This is a genomic window from Caldanaerobius fijiensis DSM 17918 (assembly GCF_900129075.1).
GTDB classification, from domain to species: Bacteria; Bacillota; Thermoanaerobacteria; order Thermoanaerobacterales; family Caldanaerobiaceae; genus Caldanaerobius; species Caldanaerobius fijiensis.
The window spans coordinates 11,679-32,353 of record NZ_FQVH01000029.1; the positions used below are offsets into that span (position 1 = coordinate 11,679).

The window sequence follows — 20,675 nt, forward strand, 5'->3', positions numbered from 1 at the left end:
CCCGCCGTTATACCTGCCGTTGGTCCAAAGATATACGCGTAAACAAAAAGGGGAAGCATACTGGCAGGCGTAATCGTGCCCCCTTGGGGCATATGATATAGCCTCACATACGACAATACAAAAGATATGGCTATGCTCAAGCCCCCGTATACAATGGTCCTGGTATCGTATTTCCTCCTCTTGTTGCTTACGTGAAGGATTAAAACCACTGCCAGCACCACAGCGAGAACCACAATGGTGATTACCTTTATCTTGGCAAAATCTTCATTTGCAATCCACACCAAATCACCCGTAGCCTTTTTCATTTCATCTTCGCTCATATACGGCATCTTAATAAGCACTTCTTGCACATCTACAGCCTTGCCGTCAGGCCCCTTTACAACAAGATTAAGTTGCCCAGCCTTAGGACCTGATTTATATACCGGAAAATTAGCTATGCTTCCTGGGCTCCATGTGAAAAATTTTACTAATGAATAATATGGCAACATAAATACATCAGTACTGTCTATCCAGTCACAAGACATATCGTATAAGTTTTTGGGACGCTGTGCATTAGCCCAATATATAGAACCATCTACTGCAAGAAGTTTTGTAGGAAGCCCAAATTTGGTTAATTGTTCAGCACAAACCTCAGCTGGATTAGGGAAAAACGGATCGTTACCATTGCATGCAATAACAAAATTGTAAGTTTTACCATTTGGATCTCTCCAAATTCCATCGCTTCCTTTTGTCCAGCCAATATTTTTTAATAATGTAGCTGCTTTTTGTAGGTCATATGTAAATTTCGTCATCTTATCTCTAATTTCTTGTGGTACCCATTGATCCATAAAGCAAAGCGGTACACCCATGGCAGAATATCCAACTGTATCTAATGCGTAATAATTACCTACTTCTCTTATTTTTGTTTTGTCAAACACATAGGTAATAGCCCTCCTAAAATTAACGTCGTTAAACGGATATTTCTGAAGATTATACATGAATCCTTGGTCAGCGGGGTCTATCATCATATAATGTATAAGATTTTTATTTGAATTCAATATCGATTCTAATATGTCTTTAGGTGGAGTACCATTATCACGATCTAGAATACCATTCTTTAACATAGCATATTCATTTTGTATATTAGTTCCTTGTATAAGATGTACCTTTTCAAAATATATGTTAGAAGCATTATAATAGTCAGGCCTCTTTACCAAAATCATATCTGTTCCTGTAACTTTTTGTATTTTAAAAGGACCCGTTCCAACAGGTAATTTAGGATTATACTTTAACATATCACGCCATACTTTATCTAAGGCATCGCTCCATTCCTTATTATCAACCCTATCTAAACCAAAGGGTCCTCTTTTTGTTATATCGGTAGCAAGTTTTCCCTTTTGTAATAATGCGTATGTTTCATCAACCCACTTTTTATAAAGATGATACGGAACCTGGCCATATCCAGTGCCTTCGCCTGCAATTAGCAAATCTTTTATATGATTTATAGGTGCCGGTGAGTTCCATGTTAAAACAAGTGTATAATCATCTGGTGTCTCAGCTTTTAACAAATAATGATCTAATGTACAGCCACAATTTAAAATCAAATAAGCCCACGCATCCTTGCTAGTATATGGTTCACCATCAGACCACTTTATACCACGCCTTATTTTAATTATGGTTTTATTACCCTGATGTATAGGCATACCATCAGCCATATGTGGATAAAGTTTATCAGTAGATCTTACTTTTTGATATAATGAATCATAAATATAAAAATTTGTTGGATATCCTATACCGCCACTTGCAAATGAATTACCCTGGTAGAGTGGTGGTTTGGGCCACCAACCTAATTCCGTAAATATTTTTTGCTTATTATTCAATCCTGCAGATGTAACGTCATTTTTTTTATTTGTATTACTCGAATTAACTGTATTTGTTTTTTGACATCCAGAAGCCATAATTGATAGTATTAAAATTAAAATTATAAATAAAGAAATTTTTCTTTTAATCATATACATCAACTCCCCTCATATTAATTAAATTTTAATTTAGGATACAAAATATTGAGAATTAACATCAAATTTATCAATCACCCCCTTCTAACTTTTTTATTATAACCATCCCATTTTCCAAAACTCTCTATTATCACCTTCTTCAACTTTTTTAAAATCTTTAACAAACTTCTTAAAAATATAATATCTCTCTATAAAAACATTTTCAAAGTCCAAATTTGCTCAAATAAGTAGACTATTTGCTGTTTTTCTTCTTTTTACTAAATAGTACTCGTGTTTTCTCACTTTTTCTCCATTTTTATACTATAAATGAAATAATAGGTAGCAAAACGCTTTATAACGATGGAAGCCATATTACAAAGGTGCTGCCCTTTCCCACTTCACTAAAAACCTCAATCTTACCTCCATGGGCTGATACGATCCACTGACAGATAGAAAGACCTAATCCGGTACCACCGTTTTCTCTGGACCTCGCTTTATCCACTCTGTAAAACCTTTCAAATATGTGGGGAAGGTGCTCTTCAGGTATCCCTATTCCCGTATCCCTTACCGAAGTCTTTACAAACTCCCCCTTTTTCTCGATAGAAATCTTAATTTCTCCACCTGGAAGGGTATATTTAATCGCATTGTCTATAATATTGTACAGCAGCTGAGTAAGGTGGGTTTGATCTCCTCGTACTATAAAATCCCCATTCTCAATTACTTTAAGATCAATACCATTATCTTGCGCAATGGGCTTTAGCACAGCCACTATTCCCTCAACTAATTCGCCGAAATTCAGTTCTTCCATGTGTAACTTTTCAGCCCTGGAATCACTTCTGGCCAAAAATAACAGATCGGAAACAAGTTTGCCCATATGCCTGGCTTCACTTAATATGGTGGCTAGAGCACTTCTATATTCATCCTCCGAATGAGAAAAATTTAAAGCAGATTCCGCCTGGCTTTGAATGACAGCTATAGGTGTCCTCAGCTCGTGGGATGCGTCATTGGTAAATTGCCTTTGCCTTTTAAAGGAATCGTCTATCTTGTCTATCATGGCATCAAAAGTGCGTGCCAGTCGACCAATCTCATCATTGGTATACGGTATATTTAATCTTTTAGAAAGATCTCCCATGCTTATTTCATAAGCCACTTTTGTCATGCGATCTACTGGTTTAAGCGAGCGGCTAGCCAGAAATAACCCACCAACGATAGCAATAATAATTGTAGCAGGTATCGATATCAAATACAGCAAAAATAAGTTCTTCATAGCTACATTTAATAAATTCAGTGGCTGTGCTAATACGATTATCCCAATGATTTTTCCGTTGTAACGAACCCTATTAGAATAAACGCGCCAGCTATCATACCCTATCTTTATCGTCCTGTACTTATCGATAAAATCCATTCCCCCTGACTCGTATGTTTTTAACACCTCTGCTGACAAATTAGACTCCAGAAGTGCCATATCGGGATATGAATACAATGCACCGTATAAACTGGTATTGGCGTAAAATGGCTCCTCTCCCGATTTTATTTTTCCGTTTTCTATATCCAGGTTGGAAACTACCTGATTTACCTGTGTTTTGAGCAATGCATCTTCACTTATAATCATCATTTTCTGCAGGCTAAAATATATCGCAACACTAAAAACGACGATTACAGCCACCAAAAGAAAGGTATACCATATGGTCAGTTTAAGCTTTATTGGAAAGTACATATATTCACCATCCTTTAACTCCCCTTTAAACAGTAGCCACTACCCCGCACGGTATGTATAAGCTTTACGGGAAAATCATCGTCTATTTTCTTTCTCAAATAACGTATATATACGTCGATTATATTTGAGAGCCCGTCAAACTCGTAATCCCATACGTGATCAGCAATCTGAGAACGGCTCAAGACACGGTTGGCATTTCGCATCAAATATTCCAACATAGCGTATTCTTTGCTGGTTAATGTGATCTCTCTACCAGCCCTTTTAACCTGATGGGTCAATGTATTAAGCTCAAGATCTCCAACTTTCAAGATAGGGCTTTTATTTTCAGATTCACGCCTTAAAAGAGCCCGCACCCTCGCCAACAATTCAGATAGCTCAAAGGGCTTGGTCAGATAATCGTCAGCTCCTGAATCCAGGCCATTGACCTTATCCTCTGTAGCATCTTTAGCAGTGAGCATCAATACAGGTGTGTTAATACCTATATTCCTCAAATTCTTTAATACCTCTATCCCATCCATACCCGGCAGCATTATATCGAGGATTATAACATCGTAAACACCAGTTTTAGCATATTCATACCCATCCATACCATTCCGGGTAACATCTACACTATACCCTTCCTCCTTCAGGCTTTTATACAAAATATCTGTCAGATGGGGTTCATCATCCACCACAAGTATTCGCATTGATGTTCACCTCTCTGATCTTTTATTACCAACAAATATTGTAGCAAAACCACATTAAATTCTTATTAAAATCCCACCTTGAATTTTAATTTTATATTAATCAACGATTAATGTGAGATTAATCTAAAAAAAATAAAATAAACTCAGGTTGATGATCATCAACTGAATATAAAAACAGAAAGGGAGATGTGAGATGAACAAAAAACTAATTTCCTACGTGGTAACAGGAGCAATGGTACTGGGACTAGCCTCAGGGGTGACGTTGTACGGCGGTATAGCGAAGGCTGCATCCAATGCAACTCCAGTTAAAAAGGCGGTAAATGTCAATAACCAGCAGCCTGCATACATCAGCACAATTAAGGTCGCAAGCCCACAGGATGATACTACCGACAAAGTAAAAGACGTCAAAGATAATGAAAAACAGGAAAGTACACAACTGGCATCAATGGCCAAAATAACCGCGGAACAGGCAAAGGCATCAGCGTTAAAAGCCGTAGCTGGTACCGTTACAAAGGTAGAACTGGATAATGAAAATGGCAACCTGGTTTACAGCGTAGAGGTTAAAACCAGCAATAGCATAATTGACGTAAAAGTGGATGCAGGAAATGGCAAGATTCTTGCACAAGACAGCGGTCAGGATAAGGAAAACAAAGCGTCAGAAAAGGAGAACAAAGCAACAGAAACAGAAAAGTCCAACACCGCTGACCATGACAATGTACAATTGGAACAGCAAGGCGAATATAACAATTAATACTAAAGAGAGGCTCTTAAGAGCCTCTTTTTTTTACATAACGCTAATCGCATAGGGCACCTTTTTGTCATTGGCCATGCCATCTATGTACAATCTATGCCATATTTCAAACACTACCAGCGTCCAAATTTGCCTGCCTGTATGATTGCCTTTATGTTTTCCAGTAAAGTAACCTTCAATGTAAGATCTGTTAAAATATCCCCTCATCATCAGGTCCCCTATGCCGAATAATGCTGAGCATTTCCTTTAAATCGTATTCGTGCATGCGACCAGATATATCACCATAAAAACCGCATATTCCACACATAAAAACTCACCTCAATATCATGCCAGGACTTTTCATCGGGCTAAAATTTATTATAGCCCGGAATAATTAAAATAACATTAAAGTCCTGAAGTATTGAGGTGATGTAAGCATTTTAACCGTGAATCAGGGCAGGCAGGCACCTGACACACACGTGTTTTGTTTCGCCCTTATATCTGTATTCCAGAATAGGCGCATCGTACTGAGTATTGCCGCAAAATACACAGCTGTCCGCCTTTAGCTTTCTCTTGTGCTCTATAACAGCCTGCTCGTTAAAAGGCGCTGCCTCTCTTTCCTCTATGGTCAACGCCCCTGTGGGGCATACATTGAGGCAGAACCCTGCTCCGTCACATAGCTCCTCGCTTATTACCCTTGCCTTGCCATCAATTATGGCGATGGCGCTTTCTACACAGGGTGAAACACATAAGCCGCATCCATTGCATTTTTCCTCATCGATTTTTATAATCTTTCTTAAAGCCACAATACCACCTCGTTACAATATTTTAGAGCCAGATTTATTTTACTATAAATAAAATAAAAAACTGTGATATATGTCACAAAACAGCTTTTTGATGTGTTTATATAGTGAAACAGGGCGGGGGTGATCAAAATTCAACACGAGAATTTTAAAGAGATCTTTGAAGCCTATTATCACAAAGTATGCCGGCAGGTAGCACTCACCTTAGGAGATGACATCCTGGCCCAGGATGTGGCTCAAGAGGCCTTTTTAAAACTCTATACAAACCCTCCCGCCGATACCGCCAGTATAGGAGGTTGGTTGTGCAAGGTGGCCATGAACATAGCTTATAACCGCATAAGGACCGAGAAAAACCTGAAAAGCCGCGAGCAAAAAGCACTTTTTCAGGATTTGCTTTTCTCCCCAGAAGACGCAGCTATAGACATGATGGAACGCAAAAAAGCCAGAGAAATACTTATGAAGATGGACACAAAAGACATGATGTGCCTGGTGCTCAAGCATTCGGGATACAGCTACGAGGAAATCGCCAGCGCTCTGGGCATAAAAAAATCCTCAGTGGGCACCACTATAGCCAGGGCTCAGAGAAAGTTCAAAAAGCTATTTGAAAGCGAGGTGTAAAATATGTGCTTCGACGAAGGAACACTTCAGGCCTATATAGACAATGAACTGGACGACAACACCCACAGAGAAGTGAGATCGCATATAATGCAATGCCCAAGATGCAGATCCAAGCTAAAGGAGTTAAAAGAAATCGACAGCTTTGTGAGCAAAGCCATGTACGTACCGCCCATAAACGCCGATACAGCATGGCTTATGTGGAGCAAAAAAATGATGAAAAGGAGAGGTGTGTTCAATATGGTAAAGAGGTATAAAAAATACATCGCAACGGCAGCGGCCGTTGTCTTTATCGCGTCATCCATCATCTTTCCCCCTGTGAGAGATGTGGAAGCCCACCTATTGAGCCTTTTCAGGCTCAACAAATTCCAGGCCGTCACCATAACCCCTGATGATATACAGAAGATGCAGATGCAATTTCAGCAAAACGGCATCAACAACATCGACCTCAAAGAATTTGGCGACATAAAAATCACCGGCGATCAAGTATTTCAAACGTTTCAACCTGACGAAGTGGATAAGTTTAAAGCATCTCTGGAGTACGATATAAGCATACCACAAGTAGATAATTTTAAAATTCAATATTTAAATATAGAGAAAAGCAGAAAAATAGAATTTAAGCTCAACGTAGATAAAGTCAACAGCCTGATAAAAACCTTTGGCGGAACCAAGCTGTTCCCTGAGAGTTTGAAAGGAAAGACGTTTACCGTAAACCTCAGCGATATAGCCAATATAGGTATGAAAGATGCAAAAGGTCAGGACAAAAACGGTTCTTTCCTCACCATGGGCACCGTAAAAGTTCCTGAAATCACCGTGCCCGAGGGCGTGGACCTCAATGAGGTAAGGGATGCCGTCATAAACCTGCCGTTTTTGCCCGACAATATCAAAAAACAGATAGCCGCAATAAAGGACTGGAAAAACACCATACCTGTGCCTCTTGCCAATGACAAATACAACAGCAGCGAAGCCCAAAACGTGACTATAAACGGCAATCCGGGCATCTTGGTGGTACACCGCCTCAAAAATCAGAATTACCAATACAGTACACTGGCATGGGTTAAAGGCGACGTAATATACACGCTTCAATCATCAAACCTGCAGCCAGACCAGCTCATTCAAATAGCCCAATCTATGAGGTGATCCCATGATAATAGAGACGTACAACCTGACAAAGCAGTTCAACGGCAAAGGGGGTTTTTGTGATATAAACCTGACCGTGGACAGCGGTCAGGTATTTGGCTTCCTGGGACCCAACGGCGCAGGAAAAAGCACTTTTGTAAAGACACTGGTGGGGCTATTGTACCCCACCTCAGGTCTTGCTTACATTCTGGGAAAGCCATTAGGCGATGTAACTGTCAGAGAAAAAATCGGATTCCTGCCCGAGGGCTTCAAATACCACGACTGGATGACAGGTAAGGAGCTTATGGAATTTCACGCCCAGTTATATAAAATAAAAAACCCCAGCAAAAGGATTGAAGAGCTTATAGAACTGGTAAAACTAAAAGGGCACGAATCAAAAAGAATCAAGAATTACAGCAAGGGCATGCAACAGAGGATAGGCCTTGCCATAGCCCTTTTGCCTGACCCTGACGTCGTATTTCTGGATGAGCCTACCTCAGCACTAGACCCGGTAGGGCGCATAGAAGTGAGAGAGATTATAAAAGGGCTTAAAGCCATGGGCAAAACCGTATTTTTAAACAGCCACCTTTTAAGCGAAGTGGAGATGGTATGCGATGAAGTAGCTATTATAAACCACGGACACATTATAGCCAAGGGAAGACTTGACGAGCTCCTCAAGAAGACCACCAGGGTTGAGATAACAGCAGAAGGAGTATCTTCTGACCTGGTAGATAAACTGTCGTCCATGGGCGATGACTTTCAAATCCGCGGGAATACCATGGTACTTACAGTAAAGAACAGGGATGACATCCCCTTGATATCAAAAATAGTAGTTGAGTCAGGAGCCAGGCTCTACGAGCTTAAAAATCACACTGATTCCCTGGAAGAGCTATTTATAACCCTGCTAGGAAAGGATGAACAAAATGCTGACCATCATTAAATACACCATAAAGGAAATGGCCAGAAAACGGGCTTTGCTCTTTGTAGCCCTGCTTACCGCAGGGTTTCTCGCCATCTATGGGTACGGCCTGCATATGGTCTTCAAAAACACTGCCAACAGTGATAATCTCACCAACGTCTTTTACTACATACAATATTCACAGCTTCTATCAGCAGGGCTTTATTTTGGCAGCTTCATAGTAGCATTTTTGACCGTATTGACATCGGTTAGCGCCATATCAGGAGACGTGGAGAGCAGTGCCATATACGCAGTGCTGGTAAAACCCATAAAAAGGTATGAGGTTGTACTGGGCAAATTTATAGGCTACGGGATCATCCTCACCGTTTATAGCTCCCTTTTCTTCCTGGCCATAATCGGCCTCAACGTGGCTACAGGGAACAAGTTGACATTTCAATTTTCTAACATTCTGAAGGCGATGTTTTATTTTGACCTGGGTCCTATAGCCTTCCTGTCCTTTGTCATATGCATGAGCTCTATATTATCCACCGTCAATACAGGTGTCATAAGCGTCATGGCGTACGGCATTGCCATGATAGGCGGCATCCTGGAACAGATAGGGACATTAATACCCAAAGGGCAGGGGCAGGGCTTGATCAACGCAGGCATAATTACAAGTCTTATAATGCCTACTGATGTGATCTTTAGAAAAATGACCTCAGAGCTCTTAAGCACATCAGAAGGATTTAGCTTTATGACAGGTGGGCTTTTCGGCGCTCAATCCCAGCCCAGTCCTTATATGATAGGGTACATCTTTGCATACATCGTCTTTCTGGTGATTTACGGCTCCGTAAAATTCACTCACAGGGATTTGTAAACTGCTTCTGCCTCATCTTTTTCTTTAAGTTGTTTATCTGTTCCATCCTCTGCTTAAAATTCTTTTCCAGGCCTGATTCAGTCGGCTGGTAATAACGCCTGTCCTTCAAATTATCAGGCAGGCACTGCATGTCTGTCACTTTGTCCTCGTAATCGTGAGCGTACTTATACCCATCGCCATACCCCAGTTCTTTCATAAGCCTTGTAGGGGCATTCCTCAGGTGGAGAGGCACTCCTTCTGCCAGAGTCTTCAATGCGTCCGCCTTTGCCCTGTTGTAAGCCACATACACCGCATTGGATTTAGGAGCCAGCGCCAGATACACGGCCGCCTGGGCCAGGTTTACGCTGCACTCAGGCATTCCTATATAATGAGCGGCGTCATAGGCCGCCACCGCTATCTCCAGCGCCCTGGGGTCAGCCAGCCCTACGTCCTCTGAGGCAAAGCGTATCATCCTCCTGGCCACGTACAGGGGATCCTCCCCTGCCTCCAACATCCTGGCCAGCCAGTAAACTGCTGCCTGACAATCGCTGTTTCTCAAGGACTTGTGGAACGCCGAAATGAGGTTATAATGCTCTTCTCCCTGCTTGTCGTACAGCAGGGATTTCCTCTGCATGGCATCCTCCAGTATAGCATCTGTTATCACTCGCCTGCCGCTGTCGTCGACAGGGCAGCCTGTAACAGCCATCTCCAGGGTATTCAGCGCTACCCGGGCATCGCCATTGGCAAAGGTAGCTATTTTTTGCAGCTGTTCGTCGCTTATCACTACATCGTACTGCCCCAGACCGCGCTGTTTGTCCTCCAGAGCTCTTTTGAGCAAAACCATAAGGTCTTCTTCGCTCAATGGATTCATGACAAAGACCTTGGAGCGGGATAACAGCGCCGAATTCACCTCAAAAGAAGGGTTTTCTGTAGTCGCTCCGATCAATATGATATCGCCTTTTTCCACATAAGGCAAAAAAGCATCCTGTTGCGCCTTATTGAAGCGGTGAATTTCATCGATAAAAAGCACAGTTTTCCTCCCAAACCTGCTCTCAGCCTCAGCCTTTTCCATGATCTGCTTTATCTCTTTTATGCCAGAGGTAACAGCACTAAACGTAATAAAATTGGAATTGGTCATATGAGCGATGATCATAGCCAGGGTGGTTTTGCCTACGCCTGGCGGTCCCCAGAGAATCATGGATGTTATGCTGTCTGTTTCTATCAGGTTTCTCAAAAGCTTGCCTTTTCCCAATATATGCTCTTGACCCACAAACTCGTCCAGATTCTGAGGTCTCATTCTGTCAGCCAGGGGCTTATTGCGATCCATATCATCATCAAAAATGGACCTCTGTTTATACATCAAATTACATCACCAAACTCATCATTAATATTATAATTATAAACCTTCCACGGTATTCTGCTTATCAGCCTGCCTCTATACAATGCCTGGCTACCCATAAATATATAATCAATCTTTTCCTCTTCAGGTAATTTAATTTCATACCACATATTTCTTTTAAATTTACGCATATTTACTATATTCCAATCAGTTATAGAATTAGAAGCTCTGTGGTATACAACCAGTTTGCCTTTTATAATCCCCACGTCCAAGCGTTTAATACTATTATCCTTGTAAAATATCCTCATCTGAAGCTGGTACACTACTTTATTTGAAAGCGGCGCTTTGGTGGTCAATCCAACCCATAGTGCGTCATTATACCTGAATACCCGCAAATCACCCAAATCTGCACTTTTATATATCTCCTGGCTAAACATGCCATCAATGCTTTTTGCAGCTATATAATCATTAGTCTTATCCAACACATCCAGTGATGGTAACTTATAAATCAAGGGTATGCTGACCCTGGGCACATACCCAAACAATTCGCTCTTCCTGACAAAAGCCATCAAGAAGGGCTGCATTATCTCAATCTGCGTCCTATATTGTAACAGAGCCTTTTTCTTAAAACTTATCTCATCCTGACTCAACTGGAATCTCTGCCATCTTTCCCATTTAAGGTCTACCGGCGGGTTTTCATCCAGCGTAGTAACTGCCATCCAAGGTACAGGCCATTGTGGATGGTGAACAAGATACGTGTGCTCCCTTATATGGTATTTTTGCTGTAATATGGTATAAACCACAAAATTGCTGACAGCCCAGTGGTCAGGATTGGTGTCGTTAGGATCTGGATAAAAAATATCCGTAGGCTTAAAACTATTTACTACCGATGAAAATGCATCAAAGACATTTTGCCCCGTATACTCTATTCCAGGTCTATACACATTTACCTTATACGGTGAACGATAAACCCATACGCCACCACTTCTGCGCGGAGTATTCCAGAAATCATCCCACAAAAACCTTAAACTGCCGTCGGCAAATCCTAAAAATATCAAATCTTTTCTAGGCAATCCCAGTGTTTCCATAGCATCAATACTCTCTTTTTGCCTTTGTACTCCTAACCTGTAAAAATCCTCATTGGTAGGGTGCAATCGTTTCGAAAAATTTATAGCTGCGCGCTTGTAGCTCTCTCCTGACGTAAAAATAACTACTTTAACCGGTATATGCATCTTCAAAGCCTCTCTTATGACACCTGCAGCACCTATAGACTCATCATCGGGATGAGGTGCCACTATCATAATCCTGCTTCCAGGATAATCAAATGTAGGCACGTCAGTTTTTTGTGCTATATTGGCTATAACAGAGCCAAAATTCATCACGTTAAAGAGGATAATAAAAGCAAGCAGCAAGCCGACCAGAATATATATATATTTCTTCATATTTTGTAACATCTGGCCTCACCTCGAGATAAGTATATCACTAATTTATTACAAAGATATTAAATAATTATTAACAATCTACCGGTCAGATCTCTGCCACTATACATTCTCTGAAATAAGTCATTAAACCATTAAAAAGACCCTCTGTCACTTTTTCTATATAATCGGTACTTCTCAAATGGGCGTCATCGACCCTATTATTTATATTCCCTGGATAACACTGACAACCCCTTTTAATACCTCGTTGATTTTTTCATTATATATACATCCGTGATCATCCAGAGGAAGCTTCTGTTTAAGCCCCTTATAAATATCTAAAGCTGCCCTTTCACAGTCATAGGAATCATACATTATACAATATCCAGAAAAATTTTTAGCTTCATGTAACAATCCGAGATATATGCTAACATCAGCTTTAGTGTCATCGTCTCTGTTTATTACTCTACAGCCATATTGCTTTATTAAGTTCCCTATCTTACCTGATATCTTCTCCATTACAACCTTTTCCACGAGCTTCGTAGGGCTTAAATACATCTCACTAGAAGGAATAAGTCTTACCGTTTTGCCATTAAAAAACCGCATCAACGGCGTCCTATCTAAAGACACTACCAGTGAAAATGGCACAGAATCACCTATCGCCACCTCATAGCGCGTCTCAAGCTCGGTGAATATCTCAGCAAGCACACCATTACCAACCTGCGCTATCTTAATATAACTTATCAGCCCATCGTATACACCTCTGATCTCATCAGAAAAATTTAACTGTGAGTTATAAAAAAATACTCCAATTCCATTGCCATTAATAGTGCTCACTTCGTAACCTGGTCTGTTCCAGAACTGAAAATATACCTCACTCTTAAAGTCTTTCACTTTACTGTAATAGTTGGTCAAAATAGAAATACTATTTCTAATATTAATCCTCCTCCATTTTCTTTCAATAGCTTTGGTTTATAATTGAAATATCTGTCATATATAGTATAATATTTTATGTTGTAGTAAATCAAGAACTGCATTATAAATCTCATCAATTTTTAAGGATTATCTTATCTACGGGAGGGGGATTACTTTGAATAAATCAAAATTTCACAGATTGTGGAATGGATTCTGGCAGTTGGCTGATCCTAAAATATGGATAGCATCTACAATTCCTATGATAGTTGCCGGAGCATATGCCTACGGACGAACCGGTAAATTTAACTTTTTTTGGTTTGGCCTATCTTTAATAGGCATATACCTTATTGAAATTGGGAAAAATGCCCTCAATGAAATTGTCGACTATGAATCAGGAGTAGACCGTTTTATAAAACCCGAAAACAGAACTCCTTTCAGTGGGGGCAAAAAAACTATTGTCCAGGGTAAATTGACCATAAAGGAAGTTAAAATTATCGCCCTTTTTACCATGCTCGCGGCATGTGGCATAGGATTGGCTATTGTGCTCTTTTGCGAACCCTCTGTATTATGGATAGGCATTTCAGGTGTTTTAATATCGGCTTTTTACAGCATACCACCCTTTAAGCTGAGCTATAACGGTCTTGGTGAAATAGCCGTAGGGGTAACTTACGGGCCTTTAATCACATCGGGTATGTACCTGGTTCTGACTCACCAAATTGACATATATGTACTGTTAGTATCTTTACCAATAGGCTTTTTAGTAACAAACATACTCTGGATAAATCAGTTCCCCGATTATGAAGCAGACGCTCAAGGTCATAAGTACAACTGGCTGGTGCGTATAGGTAAGAAAAAAGGTGTAAAGGTTTATATAGCATTGTACATTGCCTCATACATATCGTTCATATTACTGAGCATCGTAGACAAAAATCCTCTATGGCTATTGGGTTTTATAACACTGCCACTGGTTATACAATCCATACATATAGCCGAAAAATATTACAATGACATACCACGACTTATAAAAGCCAACGCCAAAACCATACAGGTATATCAGATAACAGGGCTTATAATGGCAATAATTTCGTTGTTGATGTAAGTTGATATTATCTTAACAGTATGGTATAATGTTATTAACATAAAATTCACATTTTAGCAGAGGGGAGAATTTTATGAAAAAAATTGTGGCCATAGCTTTGGCAGGAATGTTAACTACTGCCGTTCTTACTGGTTGCTCTTCCAAAAGTGCTAGTAGCGGGACCTATAAAGATGGTACTTATAAAGCAGAACAATCTACCTTTGACAGCCACGGCTGGAAAGGGCAGATAGAAATCACTGTAAAAGATGGCAAAATAACTAATGTAATCTATAATGAAGTGAATAAAGATGGAGTACTTAAAAGAAACGATCAGCAATACGCTGAAAAAATGAAAGCGAAAAACAACATCACTCCTAAAGAAGTAGACGAAAAATTGCAACAAGAACTTATAGATAAACAGGATCCAGCTAAAGTAGATACGGTTACAGGGGCTACTGAATCATCCAAGACTTTTAAAGAATTAGCTACAGAAGCTTTAAAGAACGCAAAATAATAAAAAGGAGCATCCCAATTATATTATGGGATGCTCCTTTTTTGCCTTAATAAACCCTGTATAGAAGTTTTTCTGTAATCTCAGCCAGCACCTGTTTACTGGGGCATTCCTTTAAAGAAGATATTTTATCAAAGGCTTTTTGAGTGTATTTTCTAGCCAGTTTTCGAGCTCGCTCTATTCCACCCGTTTGTCTAGCAAATTCAATAAATCTTTTCACCTGCTCTTCACTATAGGGTCTTTCACAGAGCATACGGCTCATTTCTCCTCTCTCATCTTCTTGCAACGCGTAAATCATGGGCAAAGTAAAAATGCCCTGCCGGATATCATTGCCCAAAGGTTTGCCTACCACTCTTTCTTCTCCTGTAAAATCCAGGATATCATCAATGATTTGAAAAGCCATTCCTACATTGTAGCCGATGCTGGCCAGCGCTCTAGATAAAGACTCGCCACAATTGCTCTCATATGCGCCTATATAAAGGCTCAACGCAAAAAGAACAGCAGTTTTCGCAGCTATTCTCCTTAAATACTGGGTAACTGTAACATTGACATCATATTGACTTTCAAATTGTTCAATCTCACCTTTGCATATCCTGGATACCGACTTTGACACCTTCTTAATATCTTTTACAGCAATGTTATCAGACAAAAGCAAAAAGCACTGAGAGAACAAAAAATCGCCAATAAACACGGCATAATTTTTACCGTGCTCCGCTTGAATCGTAGGTTTACTCCGCCTTATCAAAGCGTTATCTATTATATCATCATGGATAAGAGTGGCCAAATGAAGCATCTCGACCACAGCTGCCAGAGGACATAATTTTTTCCTGTCGTACTGGCCAAACCTTCCCCCCAGAATCACAAATGCAGGGCGAATCATCTTTCCTCCGGCGTGTATCATATCCCTCAACACGCCCTGTATAAATTTACTACCATTGCTGAAAGATTTTTTCATTATATTTATTACTTCTTCAAGATCTCTTTGTATTTCAGGATAATCATTCCAAAACTTATCCATTAAATCACCTTTATCAATATAGATTTATTCCTTTTAATTTTCTCCAGTGATTCATTACGAATCTGGCAGATAAGCCTACAAAAATACCTGTCCCTATACCCACTATCATCAAAACGGGAACATAAATCATTATGTTGACATTTTGCAATATCAGAGCAGCCACCGCCATCTGGCCGATATTGTGAAATACAGCTCCTATAACGCTTACTCCAATCTCGCTTACATTATCTCCTCCCAGGTTTTTCACGGCAAACATGGCCACAAGGCTTAAAAGTCCGCCACCAATGCTGTAGAAAAAAGAAGAGGGTGACGCCGCAAAAAACGCGGACAAAAGTATCCTCACCCCTATTACTACAAGAGTGTTGTAAAATCCGAATAAATAAAGCGATATTACAGTTATTATGTTGGCAAGCCCCAATTTAGCACCTGGCACAATAAAAGGAACAGGAATCATTCCTTCTATAATGTATAAAGCTAGAGAATTAGCTATCAATATAGACAAAAAAACCAACTTTCGAGTTCCCGATAGGGAGTTCCAATCAATATACGACCTGGTCGATTTGGGCATTTTTTTCACCTTTTATCTCTACTACTATTCGGAACGGCAAACACACAATGCTTTGCCCCGGTTTGTCAATAAAACCCTCTTTAATACATATCTTATCAGGGCATTCAGCGTAGATGACTTTTATTCCACCATCTTTAACCATCAATATATCTTTGCCGTACTTTGTAACAACAGGAATTTTCTGCTGATAATTGGTGTCATCCAGGGAGACCTTTTTATAAAACTTGCCATCCACTGTTATAACCGCATATTTATGAGCATAATGACGATTTGATGTTATGTTGTAAAAACCCAGCAAAACTACAGCCAAAATCGCCATAAAAAGCGCCACGACGATATCGCCTTTTTTCAACCGGACGCCTTCTTTCCCATCACTTTAACTGATGTACAGATATGTTCTCCTGGCAAAAGGAGTCCTAGCCCACCAGTTCTTTATCCACGGTATCACATAGTAGTCCAGTCCACATGTCCTTCCTGCTCCTCCCATAAGAGCAATAGCTGCAAATATATACCACAGTATCGACTTGTCAGCCATTGCAGAGAGGATAAAGTTCAACGAAAGGAATATAGAACCCGCCGATGCTAAAACAGTAAACAACCCCGCAATCAGCGCTAAACCTATAGCCACCTCTGTGAGGACTACCATAGCCTGAAATACAAAAGCATGCGGTGTTACAAAAGTGTCCATAAACCACTTATAAATAGCCGGAGGTTGCTTTAACAGCGGCTGCAACTTCTGCGCTGTATTTGCTGCCTCACCAGCCTTGGCCGTAGCTCCTGACACGTCAGAAGTATTTATTATAAATATCTTTGAAGGATTAAGCCAACCCTGTTGTATTTTGCTTATCCCTTCAATCAGCCACAGCGCACCTACATATACCCTTAGACATACCAGCCACAATATAGGCATCCTAGCAGCAACGTGACCTCCTAACAGCGAACGATTGCCTTTAACCTCAAAGAATTCGTGCATAATATATGATAAAACAGCATTTAGGCCGGCTACCCCAAACAAATAATGTATATTTACCAGATGCTTCATCGCCATAGCTAGAAAACCTGAGAGTGATACACCCATCAATTCTGCTACAGCGTATCGGCTACCCAAAGACACCATAAACCCATGATAGTTTGGTTTAAAAGGCTTTTTGGAACTGCCATATATATCTGCTATTATATTGTGCACAGCAGTCTCAGCAGTCTGCAGCGCAGTTTCTACAACCTGTGGAACAGGTTTTCCTTCGTACTCGTAATAAGCCACATCGCCTATTACATATACATTTTCTTTTCCTGCCGCCTGCATGTACTCATTGGTATGTATTCTAAATCTCCTATTCAACTCCAATCCAAAGTTTTCAGCACTCCTGTTTCCCTGAACTCCACACGTCCATATAAGGGTTTTCGTCTCTATCTTACTTCCATCTTTTAGCACCACATAGTCTTCACATACTTTAGTTATAGCACAATTAGTTAAAATTTTCACTCCACGTTTTGTCAAGTATTTAAAAGCTTTGGCTGCCAGCTTCTGGTTTAAATTAGGCAGTATGTTACCTAGTGCCTCCACAACCATAACTTTCACATCATTACGGTCTATATGGTACTTATTGCATAAATCACGTGTCCATTCTACCAATTCACCTGCAGTCTCTATTCCCGTAAACCCTGCACCTGCCACCACAAAAGTAAGCATTTTTTTTCTCTTTTCTACATCTTTTTCTACGCTAGCCTTTCTGAACATTTCTTCAATATGATCTCTTGTCTTAGTTGCCAACTCCAGTGATCCCACTGTAAAACCGTGCTCAAATACACCAGGTACGCCAAAATCACATGGCTCACTGCCCACAGCGATGATCAGATAGTCATATCCGTACTGCCCTGCTTTGCCAACTACCTGTTGCTTTTCATAATCAATTTTTTCTACTTCATCGGTTATCACATCTACTTTTTTGCCTGCAAAAATCTTATGCAAATACACACGAACGCTATCAGGTTCCAATCTGGCGCCCGCAACCTCGTGTAAGTCTGTCACTAATGTGTGGTAAGGCTTTTTATCGATGAGGGTTATCTGCACCCCATCCTCCTTTTTAAGCTTTTTATTTAAGAGCTTAGCAGCGTGTACACCTCCGTACCCAGCACCAACGATTACAATCCTTTTATCATGACCCATAATCTCCTCTCCCCCCACTCTATAAAAGTCCTGTATCACGATTATTTTATTACAAAAATATTTTCTTGTCTATACTTTTTAAATTGAATATCCCAAAAGATTAACCTTGTACTTTAAATGCCAATGTGTTAGAATATAAACCAAGTTGGTTACTTATGGAGGTAAACAAATGAAAAAACACCCATTACTTTTATATATATTTTTTATATCATTATTTATCTTCATCATAATATTCTCAGGGTGTACGACAAAAAACGCAGAACCTATATCTAAAACTCTATTTGCCCTGGACACCTACTGTACAATAACTATATACGATCGGGTGCCTGAAAAAGTGATGGAGGATGGCTTTAATAGCATAAAGGACATAGAGAACAGAATGAGCGTAAATATAAAAAGCAGCGAAGTTAGCAAAATCAACGAAAACGCTGGCATAAAGCCTGTAAAGGTTTCTTATGACACCTTTTACGTATTAAAAAAAGCCGTATACTATGCCAGCCTGGAAAAAGGGTACTTCGACATCACCATAGGACCTATAGTAAACCTCTGGAATATAGGCACTGATAAAGCTAGAGTACCTTCTCCTGAAGAAATAAAAAATAAACTGCCTCTGGTAAACTATAAGCAAATCATATTTGACGACAAAAACAGGGCTATCATGCTGAAAAATAAAGGCATGAGCATAGATCTGGGTGGTATTGCTAAAGGCTACGCGGCAGACAAGGTGGCAGAAGTATTAAAAACTAAGGGAGTAAAACACGCCATCATAAACCTGGGTGGAAATATCCTAACTATAGGTACAAGGCCCGATGGTCGTCCCTGGCGCATAGGTATACAGACACCTTTTAAGCCAAGGGGAGAATATCTGGGGATAGTAGAAGTGTCAAATAAAGCTGTAGTAACATCAGGGGTATACGAGAGATTTTTTGAAAAAAACGGCAAGCTTTATCATCACTTACTAAATCCTTTCACCGGTTATCCCGCTGACAATCACCTTTACAGCGTGACAATAATTACGGATAAATCAGTAGATGCTGATGCCCTTTCAAAGACCTTCGTCATGGGATTAGATCAGGGCATGAAAGTAATTGAAAGCCTACAGGGAGTAGAAGCTGTATTTGTAACAGACAACAAAGAAGTATACATAACACCGGGTTTAAAAGGTAACTTTAAGATCACCGACCCTGATTATAGATTAAAAAATTAAGAGAGAAAACCTTGTTCTTATCAATAGCAGTTCTTAATTTTATTTGAAATATTTATCACATATAGTATAATATTAGATATAAATTGCTACCAAGAGGTGTTTTAATGTATAGGATACCCCTTCGTACCCACGTAATTACCGAAAAAGACGATATTGTGTCTGTTGTAAAAAAATACATAGAGAATATCGCTGAGCCAGGCGATATAGTAGCCATAGCCGAAAGCGTCGTAGCTATCACCCAGGGGAGAGCCTATTTGCCAGGTGATGTAAAGGTTGGTATGCTGGCCAGATTCCTCTGCAAATTTCCACAAAGGCATGGAAGCCTTACATCTCCCCAGTCTATGCAGCTGGCTATAAATGAGAGTGGCTGCATGCGAATACTTTTAGCAGCCGGGATTGGCGCCATAGGCAAGCTGTTTAAAAGAAAAGGCTGGTTCTTCAAAGTTGCGGGAAGGCAAGTAGCCCTTATAGATGATGTGGCAGGCACAATGCCACCATATCACAGGCACATCGTGCTGGGACCAAAAGACCCTCACAAGGTATGTGACGCCATAAAAAAGGCTACAGGTATTGATGCCATTATTGTAGATGCCAATGATATAGGTTGCGCTGATATTGTAGGTTTTTCATCGGGCATAGGTATGAGCATAGAGGAACTCGTGAACATATTCAAAGAAAATCCTGCAGGAAATAGTGATCAACAAACACCTATAGTGTTACTTAAAAACGTAAAATATAAAAAGGCGGGGTAAAGTAAATTACCCCAATTTTTTTGGCGATTTAATCATTATGTTTGAGACTGTAAAAAATTTTGTGTAAAATGATTAAAAACCTCTTTCTTGGTAAGAATTCAAAAATAAAACAAACCGAGAAGGAGGTTTTTAAAAATGTCAATTTTGACAAAGGAACAATTAAAAAATTTCATCAGTGAAAACAATATTCAATCTATTCCAGACCTTTATGCGTCATTAAAAAACCTTTTTAAAGATACTATCCAAGAAATGCTTGAAGCAGAGCTTTCTACAGAGCTTGGATATGAAAAGTATGAGAAGAAAGA

At 40.0% G+C, this 20,675-nt stretch carries 21 protein-coding genes and 1 pseudogene; 10 read left to right on the top strand and 12 right to left on the bottom strand.

Annotated features, from left to right (window positions below; translation table 11 throughout):
* From BUB87_RS14775 to BUB87_RS10625, 3 genes are all read right to left on the bottom strand, one after another.
* Positions 1 to 1,991: ABC transporter substrate-binding protein (locus BUB87_RS14775; RefSeq protein ID WP_234946027.1), on the bottom strand; the 1,991-nt coding region annotated here is incomplete at its 3' end.
* A gap of 334 nt (positions 1,992 to 2,325) precedes the next feature.
* On the bottom strand, positions 2,326 to 3,690 hold the full coding sequence (locus BUB87_RS10620) for a sensor histidine kinase (RefSeq protein WP_073345142.1): 1,365 nt from the start codon (positions 3,688 to 3,690) through the stop codon (positions 2,326 to 2,328).
* Positions 3,691 to 3,704: 14 nt separating this feature from the next.
* A complete protein-coding gene (locus tag BUB87_RS10625) occupies positions 3,705 to 4,376 on the bottom strand; it encodes a heavy metal response regulator transcription factor (protein WP_073345146.1) in 672 nt (223 codons plus the stop codon).
* Between the two features lie 193 nt (positions 4,377 to 4,569).
* Between BUB87_RS10625 and BUB87_RS10630 the strand changes: the two genes are divergently transcribed.
* The gene (locus BUB87_RS10630) at positions 4,570 to 5,127 is read left to right on the top strand and encodes a PepSY domain-containing protein (RefSeq protein ID WP_073345149.1); all 558 of its coding nucleotides are present in this window, start codon (positions 4,570 to 4,572) and stop codon (positions 5,125 to 5,127) included.
* A 33-nt stretch (positions 5,128 to 5,160) separates the two neighbouring features.
* On the opposite strand, the gene BUB87_RS14410 is transcribed toward BUB87_RS10630, so the two are convergent.
* Positions 5,161 to 5,337 carry a hypothetical protein gene (locus BUB87_RS14410; RefSeq protein ID WP_159432406.1) on the bottom strand — a complete coding sequence of 59 codons (177 nt, stop codon included), beginning with the start codon at positions 5,335 to 5,337 and terminating at the stop codon, positions 5,161 to 5,163.
* Positions 5,338 to 5,546: 209 nt separating this feature from the next.
* Positions 5,547 to 5,912 carry an ATP-binding protein gene (locus tag BUB87_RS10635; protein WP_073345152.1) on the bottom strand — a complete coding sequence of 122 codons (366 nt, stop codon included), beginning with the start codon at positions 5,910 to 5,912 and terminating at the stop codon, positions 5,547 to 5,549.
* A gap of 120 nt (positions 5,913 to 6,032) precedes the next feature.
* Here BUB87_RS10635 and BUB87_RS10640 point away from each other — a divergent pair, with 120 nt between their 5' ends.
* From BUB87_RS10640 to BUB87_RS10655, 4 genes are read left to right on the top strand one after another with little or no spacing between them, the layout of a single operon-like run.
* Positions 6,033 to 6,527 carry an RNA polymerase sigma factor SigX gene (locus tag BUB87_RS10640; protein ID WP_073345154.1) on the top strand — a complete coding sequence of 165 codons (495 nt, stop codon included), beginning with the start codon at positions 6,033 to 6,035 and terminating at the stop codon, positions 6,525 to 6,527.
* A gap of 3 nt (positions 6,528 to 6,530) precedes the next feature.
* On the top strand, positions 6,531 to 7,664 hold the full coding sequence (locus BUB87_RS10645; RefSeq protein ID WP_073345157.1) for a DUF2275 domain-containing protein: 1,134 nt from the start codon (positions 6,531 to 6,533) through the stop codon (positions 7,662 to 7,664).
* 4 nt (positions 7,665 to 7,668) lie between these two features.
* The gene (locus BUB87_RS10650) at positions 7,669 to 8,583 is read left to right on the top strand and encodes an ABC transporter ATP-binding protein (protein ID WP_073345159.1); all 915 of its coding nucleotides are present in this window, start codon (positions 7,669 to 7,671) and stop codon (positions 8,581 to 8,583) included.
* A complete protein-coding gene (locus BUB87_RS10655) occupies positions 8,567 to 9,418 on the top strand; it encodes an ABC transporter permease (protein ID WP_073345162.1) in 852 nt (283 codons plus the stop codon). The genes BUB87_RS10650 and BUB87_RS10655 overlap by 17 nt, the downstream gene beginning before the upstream one ends.
* Here the strand turns inward: BUB87_RS10655 and BUB87_RS10660 are convergent.
* The 3 genes from BUB87_RS10660 to BUB87_RS10670 all read right to left on the bottom strand — a co-directional run bounded on the left by BUB87_RS10660 (position 9,399) and on the right by BUB87_RS10670 (position 12,991).
* A complete protein-coding gene (locus tag BUB87_RS10660) occupies positions 9,399 to 10,760 on the bottom strand; it encodes a replication-associated recombination protein A (protein WP_084111226.1) in 1,362 nt (453 codons plus the stop codon). The genes BUB87_RS10655 and BUB87_RS10660 overlap by 20 nt on opposite strands.
* The gene (locus tag BUB87_RS10665; RefSeq protein WP_073345169.1) at positions 10,757 to 12,190 is read right to left on the bottom strand and encodes a PIG-L deacetylase family protein; all 1,434 of its coding nucleotides are present in this window, start codon (positions 12,188 to 12,190) and stop codon (positions 10,757 to 10,759) included. The genes BUB87_RS10660 and BUB87_RS10665 overlap by 4 nt, the downstream gene beginning before the upstream one ends.
* Positions 12,191 to 12,379: 189 nt before the next feature.
* The gene (locus BUB87_RS10670) at positions 12,380 to 12,991 is read right to left on the bottom strand and encodes a hypothetical protein (protein ID WP_159432407.1); all 612 of its coding nucleotides are present in this window, start codon (positions 12,989 to 12,991) and stop codon (positions 12,380 to 12,382) included.
* A 253-nt stretch (positions 12,992 to 13,244) separates the two neighbouring features.
* Between BUB87_RS10670 and BUB87_RS10675 the strand changes: the two genes are divergently transcribed.
* Both BUB87_RS10675 and BUB87_RS10680 read left to right on the top strand, forming a co-directional pair.
* Entirely contained in the window at positions 13,245 to 14,168 is a 924-nt protein-coding gene (locus BUB87_RS10675) for a prenyltransferase (protein WP_073345174.1), read from the top strand.
* A 73-nt stretch (positions 14,169 to 14,241) separates the two neighbouring features.
* Positions 14,242 to 14,661: an FMN-binding protein gene (locus tag BUB87_RS10680; protein WP_073345176.1), complete on the top strand. Its 420-nt coding sequence runs from the start codon at positions 14,242 to 14,244 to the stop codon at positions 14,659 to 14,661.
* Between the two features lie 46 nt (positions 14,662 to 14,707).
* Here BUB87_RS10680 and BUB87_RS10685 read toward each other — a convergent pair whose 3' ends face one another.
* Genes BUB87_RS10685 through BUB87_RS10700 form a run of 4 tightly spaced genes read right to left on the bottom strand, consistent with a single transcriptional unit; the run spans position 14,708 to position 18,411 of the window.
* Positions 14,708 to 15,676 (bottom strand): polyprenyl synthetase family protein, encoded by a 969-nt coding sequence (locus BUB87_RS10685; protein WP_073345179.1) that lies wholly within the window; start codon positions 15,674 to 15,676, stop codon positions 14,708 to 14,710.
* Between the two features lie 13 nt (positions 15,677 to 15,689).
* Positions 15,690 to 16,244, bottom strand: a complete 555-nt coding sequence (locus tag BUB87_RS10690) for a Gx transporter family protein (protein WP_073345181.1) — start codon at positions 16,242 to 16,244, stop codon at positions 15,690 to 15,692.
* On the bottom strand, positions 16,216 to 16,596 hold the full coding sequence (locus BUB87_RS10695) for a NusG domain II-containing protein (RefSeq protein ID WP_073345184.1): 381 nt from the start codon (positions 16,594 to 16,596) through the stop codon (positions 16,216 to 16,218). The genes BUB87_RS10690 and BUB87_RS10695 overlap by 29 nt, the downstream gene beginning before the upstream one ends.
* 24 nt (positions 16,597 to 16,620) lie before the next feature.
* Entirely contained in the window at positions 16,621 to 18,411 is a 1,791-nt protein-coding gene (locus tag BUB87_RS10700) for an FAD-dependent oxidoreductase (protein ID WP_073345186.1), read from the bottom strand.
* A gap of 169 nt (positions 18,412 to 18,580) precedes the next feature.
* Between BUB87_RS10700 and BUB87_RS10705 the strand changes: the two genes are divergently transcribed.
* The 3 genes and pseudogenes from BUB87_RS10705 to BUB87_RS10715 all read left to right on the top strand — a co-directional run.
* Positions 18,581 to 19,618: an FAD:protein FMN transferase gene (locus tag BUB87_RS10705; RefSeq protein ID WP_073345189.1), complete on the top strand. Its 1,038-nt coding sequence runs from the start codon at positions 18,581 to 18,583 to the stop codon at positions 19,616 to 19,618.
* A 104-nt stretch (positions 19,619 to 19,722) separates the two neighbouring features.
* Complete coding sequence (locus BUB87_RS10710; protein ID WP_073345191.1) at positions 19,723 to 20,370, top strand: coenzyme F420-0:L-glutamate ligase; 648 nt, start codon at positions 19,723 to 19,725, stop codon at positions 20,368 to 20,370.
* Between the two features lie 135 nt (positions 20,371 to 20,505).
* Positions 20,506 to 20,675, top strand: a pseudogene (locus BUB87_RS10715) (IS256 family transposase); the annotation flags it as partial.